Annotated in this window: 8 protein-coding genes and 1 pseudogene; 6 read left to right on the forward strand and 3 right to left on the reverse strand. The window is 37.6% G+C overall.

Features of this window, described 5'->3' with window-relative positions:
- The first annotated feature begins 27 nt into the window (after nucleotides 1-27).
- Nucleotides 28-1,053, forward strand: a complete 1,026-nt coding sequence (locus I3257_RS11890) for a tetratricopeptide repeat protein (RefSeq protein ID WP_238049873.1) — start codon at nucleotides 28-30, stop codon at nucleotides 1,051-1,053.
- Nucleotides 1,054-1,160: 107 nt separating this feature from the next.
- On the forward strand, nucleotides 1,161-2,012 hold the full coding sequence (locus tag I3257_RS11895; protein WP_238049874.1) for a hypothetical protein: 852 nt from the start codon (nucleotides 1,161-1,163) through the stop codon (nucleotides 2,010-2,012).
- Nucleotides 2,013-2,076: 64 nt separating this feature from the next.
- On the opposite strand, the pseudogene I3257_RS11900 reads toward I3257_RS11895, so the two are convergent.
- Nucleotides 2,077-3,158, reverse strand: a pseudogene (locus tag I3257_RS11900) (IS3 family transposase).
- A gap of 140 nt (nucleotides 3,159-3,298) precedes the next feature.
- Nucleotides 3,299-4,768 (reverse strand): lytic murein transglycosylase, encoded by a 1,470-nt coding sequence (locus I3257_RS11905; RefSeq protein ID WP_238049875.1) that lies wholly within the window; start codon nucleotides 4,766-4,768, stop codon nucleotides 3,299-3,301.
- An 897-nt stretch (nucleotides 4,769-5,665) separates the two neighbouring features.
- On the opposite strand from I3257_RS11905, the gene I3257_RS11910 reads away from it, so the two are divergent.
- The 4 genes from I3257_RS11910 to I3257_RS11925 all read left to right on the forward strand — a co-directional run bounded on the left by I3257_RS11910 (nucleotide 5,666) and on the right by I3257_RS11925 (nucleotide 9,498).
- Nucleotides 5,666-6,417, forward strand: a protein-coding gene (locus I3257_RS11910) for an IS5 family transposase (RefSeq protein WP_238049876.1) whose coding sequence is annotated in 2 segments (ribosomal slippage) — nucleotides 5,666-5,873 and nucleotides 5,873-6,417 — 753 coding nt in all. Because the reading frame shifts where the segments join, the coding sequence is not laid out codon by codon here.
- Nucleotides 6,418-6,494: 77 nt separating this feature from the next.
- Entirely contained in the window at nucleotides 6,495-7,949 is a 1,455-nt protein-coding gene (locus I3257_RS11915; RefSeq protein ID WP_238049877.1) for a hypothetical protein, read from the forward strand.
- 2 nt (nucleotides 7,950-7,951) lie between these two features.
- Nucleotides 7,952-8,626, forward strand: a complete 675-nt coding sequence (locus tag I3257_RS11920) for an OmpA family protein (RefSeq protein WP_238049878.1) — start codon at nucleotides 7,952-7,954, stop codon at nucleotides 8,624-8,626.
- On the forward strand, nucleotides 8,623-9,498 hold the full coding sequence (locus I3257_RS11925; protein WP_238049879.1) for a hypothetical protein: 876 nt from the start codon (nucleotides 8,623-8,625) through the stop codon (nucleotides 9,496-9,498). The genes I3257_RS11920 and I3257_RS11925 overlap by 4 nt, the downstream gene beginning before the upstream one ends.
- Before the next feature lie 142 nt (nucleotides 9,499-9,640).
- Here the strand turns inward: I3257_RS11925 and I3257_RS14180 are convergent, their stop codons facing one another.
- The gene (locus I3257_RS14180) at nucleotides 9,641-9,769 is read right to left on the reverse strand and encodes a hypothetical protein (RefSeq protein ID WP_269135369.1); all 129 of its coding nucleotides are present in this window, start codon (nucleotides 9,767-9,769) and stop codon (nucleotides 9,641-9,643) included.
- Nucleotides 9,770-9,832: the final 63 nt, after the last annotated feature.

The following is a 9,832-nucleotide window of genomic DNA, read 5'->3' on the forward strand; positions in this document are numbered from 1 at the left end:
TATACTAGGTAATACGGCTTAATTTAAATGAATAAAAACTTTCAATATACCTTAATGAGTGTTACAGGCGTTTTGTTGATGGCTATATCGGCGGGCGCTTTTGACTCAGAGTCTGATACCTATTATGAAGAAGAGGTTGCTAGATATGATATTAGCGAGCCTGCTGATGTGGAGCCCGCGTATATCCCAGTATCTCCACATAGCGATGTTGTTGATGGAGAAAATTATAAAAAACAGATTGAATGGGCTGATGAGTTGGCAGCAGTTGATGAGCGTTATCCCAATGATATGCAACGACTAGAGAGATATCAAAGCTTACTTGATGAGAGTGGCAACCCATATGCGCCCATTTTGCTGGCAAGCACTATCGTCAACGTTAAAAACCAATCTAGAGATATCGATATATTTCAAGAGTGGTTAGATAGCTTTGGATTTGACTCAAGCTCTATTGATAGTCTTGAGAGCTTGGCTGCTGACCAAAATATTAATGCTATGTTTTTACTGGGTGTTTATTACTATCAAGTTCAGCGCTATGAGCAGTCTAAATCTTGGCTTGAGCAAGCGGCCAACCAACAGCATGCAGGGGCTATGAATCAGCTGGCCTGGATATATAGAGAGGGTCTAGGTGTAAGTCAAGATCTTGATTATGCCGTCATGTGGCATAGTTATGCTGCTGAGGCTGATTATCCTCGCGCCATGACCAACTTAGCATATTTATATAGTATAGGAGAAGGGGTCGATAAAGATTTAGAAACCTCAGCAAAATGGTACATAAAGGCAGCTGGTTTAAATAGTGCTTCAGCGATATATGCAGTAGCAGCTTACACCTTAAACGGTACAGGCGGTATCGCAAAAAATGAGTCAGAAGGGGTTAGATTATTAATGGCATCTGCAGAACTTGGCCATAAAAGAGCGATGTACGCTATAGGTAAACGCTATGAAAATGGCGATGGCTTAGATTTTGATATTGAACAAGCTAGGTATTGGTATAGTGAATCGGCAAAACTTGGTGAAAATGATGCGATCGTCGCATTAGAGAGTTTGAATTATTAACATGCTATCAGTGCTTCGATTATAAGCATAGTCAGACGTCATCATGACTTTAGTATCCTGTAAATATAGTTGTGGCGCAGTTATCGTCAATTAGGGATTAGGTATTAATGAGATTTAATTTATTGTTGTATGTGCCAGCGTTGGCTGATGACTTGACTATAGAGTATGGCATCTTTATTCAGCACCATTTAATGGATGATGCTGAGATTAAACTGGATTATTTTGAATTGAGTAAGATTAATCCAGAAAATTATGCCTTAGATATCGTAGATGAAAAAGAGGTCACCAAAAAACTGAGAAAGGATTGTTTGGTAGAGGGTTTTACACTGAACAGCTACTACTCGATAGATATGGCTAAAAGTTACAATAGAAACATTAATAAAGATGAAGTCAGACAGATTTTTGTCTGCTTTAAAAACAACTCAAAAGAACCTATCGATGCTTTTATTAGATTCACTGAAGATCAGAGGATTGAGGATTACCAAGTCAGCAATAATTTGATATTTTTCAGACTTTGGGCGTCACCTGAAATGGAGGGTATCTCTACCATCCCATTAAATGTCGGTAAAATTAACTACTCGGATTTTGAATACTTTCGTGGGATTATCAAGCAAGAAATAAACCATCAGTGGCGCTCGTTTTTACATAAAAAAAGAGATATCAGTAAAGCTACATTAGCTGAGAATAAAAAAGAGCCCGATACGGGGTTAGTAATCAATGAAGAGTCACCACCACCTGCTCCAACACCTAAATTAAGTGATATTTTTGTGCAAGAGTATGATATTCCACATAGGTTAGCCACCCATACAAATACAGCGCCTCAAGAGGTTTTAGCGCCTCAAAATGATGTTGCTGTCATTGATAAGAGTCAAGGTTCTCAGACATTTAAGGTCATCGCCTATATATTATTAACTTTAGGGGTATTGTCTATATTAGGTAAACTATTTGGTGGCAACTAATAACATTGGAAGATTGTAAAAATAGTGGTAATCATCCCAATAATTAGACACTTATCAAATAGAATTAAGCTGCGTGGTTTAGTTTCTGTATTGGCTTAAAGCCGCCATTGCCCATGTCCGGGCGCTCGTGATTGTAGTGATATAACCAAGAGCTGTTTACGGACTTGGTCTAAATCCGTAAACAGCTCTTGGTTTAACCAATCATAACGCATCGTTCTATTATAGCGCTCGACATAAGAATTCTGCTGTGGATTGCCAGGCTCAATATAGCTTATCGTAATACCTTGATCTAACACCCAATCTTTAAGCACATTACTGATGTATTCAGGTCCATTATCACATCTTACTTGAACAGGCTTACCTCGACATTCAATCAGCTGTTTTAAACTGCGTATGACTCTTTGAGCGGGTAATGAGAAGTCAATCTCAACCGTTAAGGCTTCACGGTTGTAATCATCAATGACATTGAACAGTCTAAACCCTCGTCCATCAGTTAAAGCATCATGCATGAAGTCCATGCTCCAGCTTTGGTTTGTCTTATCAGGTACAGCAAGTGGCACAGGCTTGGCGCGCTTAATTCGGCGGCGAGGTTTGATACTCAGGTTCAGTTCAGACTCACGGTAAATGCGATACACTCGTTTATGATTGTATCGCAGTCCCAGCACGTTACGCAGGGTCAAAAGCACAATCCAAAGCCCCAATTCTTGTTCCGCTGCGTCAGATCTATTAGTAAGTCCGCTATCTGCTTATTATCATCCGTTGCTACCGACTTGTGATAATAACAGGTGACGCTAATACTAAAGATCAAGAAAGCCCTGCAAATGCTTATGCCACGGCCTTTAATGTAGTGACAAGCCAAGTCTTTTCGCCTGAGTAGCACTACCACTTTTTTGACATGGCATTCTGTAATATGTCTGATTTAAGACATTCATCGGCAAACAACTTCTTCAAGTGAGCATTCTCAATTTCAAACTATTTAAGACGAGTGATGAGCGCAGCATACATACCACCATATTTAGAGCGCCAGTTGTAAAAGGCGCTTTGAGTAATATTATGCTCACGGCAAAGCTCGGTGATGGGCACACCCTGTTCTGCTTGTTTGGGGATATTAACGATTTGATTATCAGTAAAGCGTGTCTTTTTCATAGGATTCTCCAGCTGATATATTTTAGCAGTTAATCTCTATTTCTAAGTGTCCTTATTTATTGGGGGATTACCCAGTCATCAAGCTTGTCTAATAACGTTAATATTAATTCTGCCCTTGTATCAGTTGATTTTTCTATCCGTTATCGTTTTCTGGTTATTAAAACTAGGGCAGCAGCCATAATTAACGCTAATAAACCGATAAAGACCGCAGCAAAGGTCTTATACCTTGTAAAATTAGAAAGGCTATACTTAGACTGTGTCTTAATTTTTTCTTGCTCTAAGCTTAAAGATGGATCGGCTATTGTGTTTTTAGCGTCCGCATCTATGTTCAGATTTGTACTAGCTGCTTTTTTTAAATCAGCGGAACTAATTATAAGACGTTGATGAATTTTTTTACCAGCTTTACCATCTGTTTTAATACCGATATCGGCTTGATACTGTTGGATGACTCGACGTGTACCGTCGCCAATAATACCATCAACGTCACCTACGTTATAACCGAGTAGGTTGAGAGATTCTTGCACCTCGCGAGATTCTTTTCGGCTTAAACCAGCATCATCTGTCGGCCATGCAGTCACAAAATTAACATTAGTATTTTTTTGTGCAATACGCTGCGATAAATGAGCAATGGCTAAAGCATAGTTTTCTGAGGCGTTATAAGCATAAAAGGCGTCAAAATTACGCCCTACTAAGAAAGCAGGACCTTTTTTGCCTGCGGGTAAAAACAAGCCTACTGAAGATAACGTATTTGGTAATGGGCTGCCATCTGCTAGAGTAACGCCTAATCCTTGCCAATGGGATAATAGTTTTTTATTTTTACGGTCATTTAAAGCCGCCACACCTGAAGGCAGGCGTACTTCATAACCCCATGGTTGATTACTTTGATAGCCACTATTTTTTAGAAAGTTAGCGGTTGAGGCTAATGCATCTGCCTGACTGTTCACTAGATCTTTACGATTATCGCCATCAAAATCTTGAGCTAATTGCAAAAAGGTAGAAGGCATAAACTGGGTTTGTCCAAAAGCACCTGCCCATGATCCTTTAAAATCAGATTTAGCAATATCACCTTGCTTTAATATTTTTAAAGCACTCACATATTCCCCGCGGAAGTAACTTTGACGGCGTCCAAAGCAAGATAAGGTTGCTAGGGAATTAACCACATCCTTTTTGCCTAATTTAGTCCCAAAGTCTGACTCAACTCCCCACACACCCAGCACATCATAACGATTGACACCGTAGTGAGATTCTATTTTTGCTAATACGTTAGTGTGTTTTTCATTAGCATTAATACCATCAATAACCCTTTCTTCATCGACTAAGCTTGCTAGATAATCCCATGGCTCCTTATCGAACTCTGGCTGATAGTTTAATGATTCTAATACACTAGGATCTATCTCAGTAGGACGATACTGTACAAAAACGTCTTTAACACTTGCAAAGGGAGCCGTTTGAACCAAGTTGTTCAAGCAAGCTTTAAGCTTCTGATTATCAACTGACTGTTCATCAATATTTGAGGTCTCTGTATTAACTGCATATGTCGTACTAGCCATTGATAGTAGACAGATAGGTATTAATAAAGACAATATAGTGGGTGATACAAATGAAGGCATTATTGATTACCAGTGGTTGTAAAATCGAAAGCCATATATTAGCAGAAAATAAATAATTTTATACCTTATACTAGGGCGTGTCGGTAATCCTCCCAACCACAAGACTGAGCCGCTCCGGGATTGTCGGAGACTAATTTATTTAAGTCTTACTACAAGTATCTAATTTTTTCTGACTATTTAAGCTCTAATAAGCACTCTTTACATTTCAGTTAGCAAAAAATTGATAAGTGATTTACTACTTTTCAATATTTCATACTTTATATGTTTTTGACTAAAATTGTGGCTAGATTACAAAGTATCCTAAGTAGTACCAACGACAGTTTAGTTATTTATAGAGAAGTCAGGTAGAATATAACCGCTCAATCGTCAATGAACCACCCCGGAATTGTTAGAGACTCAATATTCTGAGACAATACGACAATGAAAAGACAGACTTATACTCCTGAGATTAAAGAACGCGCCGTTCGCATTTTGATATAAGCAGAAAACGACTATCCCACCACATGGTCAGTCAGCCATTCAAGCCATGGCGTCAAAGATTGGTTGTATGCCTGAGACCCTGCGATCATGGCATAAAAAGCATGTCGAGCAAACTATTCCTGCATCGGTACGAAGCCAAGAGCAATGCATAAAGAGTTTAAACGCGAATTACATCATATAGAAGGCTGATGGTATTGAAGCCTAGTTTCAAAGAGTTTACCAATTACCGTATTAATCATTCAAAATGAGTTTGCACAATACAGAAAATATATCTATGGAATAGATAGTTCTAGGACTTCATTTATGTATGCTAGGCTTGCCACATGAAAGCTTTAGGGCGTGTCCCTAATTGGCAAACAAGTATATATCTTCTAAAATAAAGCATACACTTTATAAAATAAGAGGTATATAAGAAGGATGGCCAGACAAGCATTGACCGATAATCTCTGGGAACAGCTACAAGTGACTATGAAGAACCATGGTTGCTATGAAAAAGAGAAGAATCGCGAAGTGATGGAAGCCATTCTTTGGAAGCTGCGTACAGGCGCACCATGGCGTGACATACCCAAAGAATTATGCCCATGGAAAACCGCTTATAACCGTTTTAATCGCTGGTCAAAGACTGGTTTGTGGGAGAAATTTTTTTTAGCCTACGAAAAGAAGTTGATACGGAATGGGTATTCATCGACGGAAGTTATATACGGTGTCACCAGCATGCAAGTGGAGCTCGGCGTGGTGAAGATCGAGCAATTGGACAAAGTCGTGGCGGCGCAACTACAAAGATACACCTATCCTGTGATGCCGGTGGATATCCGCTCGATTTTAAAATCACTGGGGATGAAGTCCATGACAGTCAAATTGTAGGTGAATTGATTGAAATGATTGGACAAGCTGATTACTTTATTGCTGATAAAGGCTATGACTCAGAGTCTATCAGAGACAAAGCTCGAAGCCATAATATGATCCCCGTCGTTCCTAAAACGAAGAATGCCAAACAGCCTAATCCAGAGTTTGATAGCTATTTGTACAAGCTGCGTCATCTTGTTGAAAATATGTTTGCAAGGCTCAAGCATTTTCGTAGCATCGCTACTCGCTACGAGAAGTTGGCGCGTAATTTCAAGTCTATGCTTTACCTAGCGTGCACCATCATCCATTGTAAGATGAATTGAGGACACGCCCTAGAAACTTATTGTTCAGTAATGTTTTGAATACATTTTATTTTTCACAACTAAGTAGGAATATTTCAATGGGTTTGGGTAACTTGAGCACTGAAACTTTATTGTTTATCGGTATTATTTTAATTCTGACAGTAATATTCCATGTTAGATATAACCAAAAAATATCGGAACAAGCTCCCACGATTTTAACAACTTTAGGTATTTTTGCGACATTTTTTGCAATCGCTCTAGGGTTACTTAGATTTGACTCTGTTAATATTCAAGATAGCGTGCCGGCATTACTTGATAGCATGAAAACCGCGTTTTGGGCTTCGGTATTCGGTGTTGGTGGTGCTTTAACTTTTAACTTCAGAAGATTGCTTGAAGCAACTGAATATATCGATGAGTCTGATGTTAATCGAGAGTTATTAAAAGAGCTGACAGCTTTAAGAATTGAAAATGATAAAAGTATGAAAGAGCTCACAGAATCTAAAAAAAGAGATCTTGAAGTTGGTCTAGGGTTATTGGAAGAAATAAAAGAATTAAGATTTGAAAGCACCCGAAACCTGAGAGATCTTACAGATTCTAAAAACAAAGATCTTATAAATAATGAAGAGTCCTTAAAAGAAATAAAAGAACTAAGACTTGAAAATAATAACAATCTCAAAGAGCTTACAAAGGCTCAAAACGAGGCACTTGATAAAATTTCGAAGTCATCGTCAGAGGAGTTAATTAAGGCTTTACAAGAGGTTATTAAAGACTTTAATGAGAAGATAAGTGAGCAATTTGGAGAAAACTTTAGACACTTAAATGATGCGGTATCAAAGCTTTTGATATGGCAAGATCAGTATAAGGATTATATTGATACTTCTACAAGCTCACTAACAACTATTACAAATACTGTTCAGAAATTTATTAGTCAGTTTACTTCAATAGTTGAAGATTCAGAGGCTATAACTAGAAATTCAGAAAAATTTATAGGTAACTCAGAAGTTTTTAAAGATATTGCCGAACACCTAGAAGTTACTTTAGGTAACTTAGATACCCAACGACAAGCTATTCACAATCAGTTAGAAAGTTTATCAAAGCTAGTTAGCCAGGCGTCAAATGATTTGCCGGAAATTAATAACCAAATCTTAGGTATAGCAAATACCATGCAAAACTCAGCCACAGGTTTCAATAACAAAGTATTAGGCATAGCAGAGACTATGGAAGGTTCAGCAAAAGATTTCAATAATCAAGTATTAGGTATAGCAAACACGATGCAGACTTCAACAACAGGGTTCAATCACTACGTTTCAGGTATAGCAACTACCATGCAAAGCTCAGCAAAAGATTTCAACAGTACTGTCTCTGAACTATCAAATGACACTAAGAGCCAAACAAATGCTTTAACTGAAGGGATTGAACGAGCTTTGCTTGAGTCTTTGAATACACTAGGGGGTCAGTTATCTGCAATGACAGAAAAATTTGCTAACGATTATAATCAACTTTCGGATGCTCTTGCTAGAATATCTAGAATTACACAAGATAGTGGGCGTTAATTATGGCAAAAAATTCAGATGGGCATTGGATACCATTAGCGGACTTAATGACAGGCCTTATGATGATGTTCATGCTTATCGCTGTTTTGTATATGCTTAAAGTTAACAGTGCTGTATCTGATTACTCAACATCAAAAAATGAATTGGGTAAAGAGCTGTGCGAAGAATTTGCGGGTGATTTAGAGAAATGGGACGCAGAGTGCGATGATGCTAACCTAGTTGTCAGGTTTAAATCTCCAGACGTATTATTTGATACTGGACAATCCGTTATAAAACCTCAATTCCAAAGTATTTTAAGTGATTTTTTCCCTAGATATATCGATTTACTTAATCAAGAAAAATATAAATATAGCATTGAAGAGATACGTATTGAAGGGCACACTTCAAGTAAGTGGCGAGTAGGAGCATCGGAAAATGAAGCCTATTTTTCAAATATGCAACTATCTCAAGCTCGTACTTTAAGTGTGTTAAGGCATGTTCTTTCTGAGAAAAACACACCTCCTCAGGCATGGAGCAAAGATCTGTTAACAGCTAATGGACTATCTTCTTCCAAACTAATACATAATATTGATGGAACAGAAAACCAGCAAGGCTCGCAAAGGGTTGAGTTTAGAGTTAGAACCAATGCTGATGAGTATATAAATAATATTATTGGTGATTTAGGTCAGCAACAATGATGATAACTATCAAATTACCCAATTTTTTTAAAAGTAGCTCTTTCATCGCTTTGAAAAGTCGCATGGGTATAGATAAAAATACCTATGGAAGTTTTGGAAATAGTCAGGCTGAAAGGAATCGAGTTAAACTTGAAACAATCGGGATTGAAGTTGAGAATATATCAGATATTGTCCCTTTAGATGACTATACGTTAACTTATAATGGTGAAAGGATAATCGTATACATACGTGACGTTAATCAGTATAACAATGAAGTAAAGCTACCTAAGTTTCATGTTGCGAACTGTAAGACGCTACAGCAAATGATTAAAGATGGTAGAAAAAGAAGATATGTTGTCTCAAAAAATACGGAGAATAGTTTTCATTTAAACTTTATTAGTGGTAATTCCGTTAAAAAAGAAGATCATGCTCTAAGTGTTTGCAAAAATTGTCTAGAGATTTTACGTTGGGATGGCTATTCCCAAGGCTGGAACTCTGAAAAGAAGGATGAATGTGTTAGCTATTTCCAGATTAGGAATTTCTTTTCCAAGTATCCAATGTCTTTAATAGATAAGAAAGGGTTTTCTGACAAGAGCTCATCTTTTAATCAGTATAGTAATGACTGGAATAATATCAGCCACATATATAAGAAATCCCAAAAATGGGTTTGTGAGCAATGTGGTGTTAATTTAATACATAGTAAACCTTTAATACATACGCACCATATAAACGGTCAAAAAAATGAAAATGACGATTCAAACTTAATGGCTCTTTGTGTTTGCTGCCATGTAAGTCAGCCAATGCACGATCACATGCTCAATATTCCAGATATAGATAGCAGCATTAAAGAGGTTTTAAAGATTCGTAAAAGACAAAATATAATTTGTAATTAATCTTGTTTAGGATCTATGAAAGCTATGGAGTTAGTATTCCATAATTAACTTATCGCCTGATATAAAATCGGTAGAGCGTTGCATTAATTATATTTTTCGTCACCATGGGATCGACGTATAGTGTCTTTATATTTATTATTTTCTATTTAACCACCCCAGTATTGTGAGGGTGGTTCAGAACCCCTTGATCACTATGATGAACTACATTCTTAGGATTATTTCTATCCACTACCGCTTGATTTAACGCTGCCATCACCATATCCGTGCTCATACGGTTAGTGACCCCTGCTGTCAAATCCGTATAACTAAACTTGGGAGATTTTGATTACGCAGC

Origin of the sequence: Psychrobacter sp. Ps7 (assembly GCF_022129225.1) — a bacterium.
In the GTDB taxonomy this organism is placed as follows: domain Bacteria; phylum Pseudomonadota; class Gammaproteobacteria; order Pseudomonadales; family Moraxellaceae; genus Psychrobacter; species Psychrobacter immobilis_A.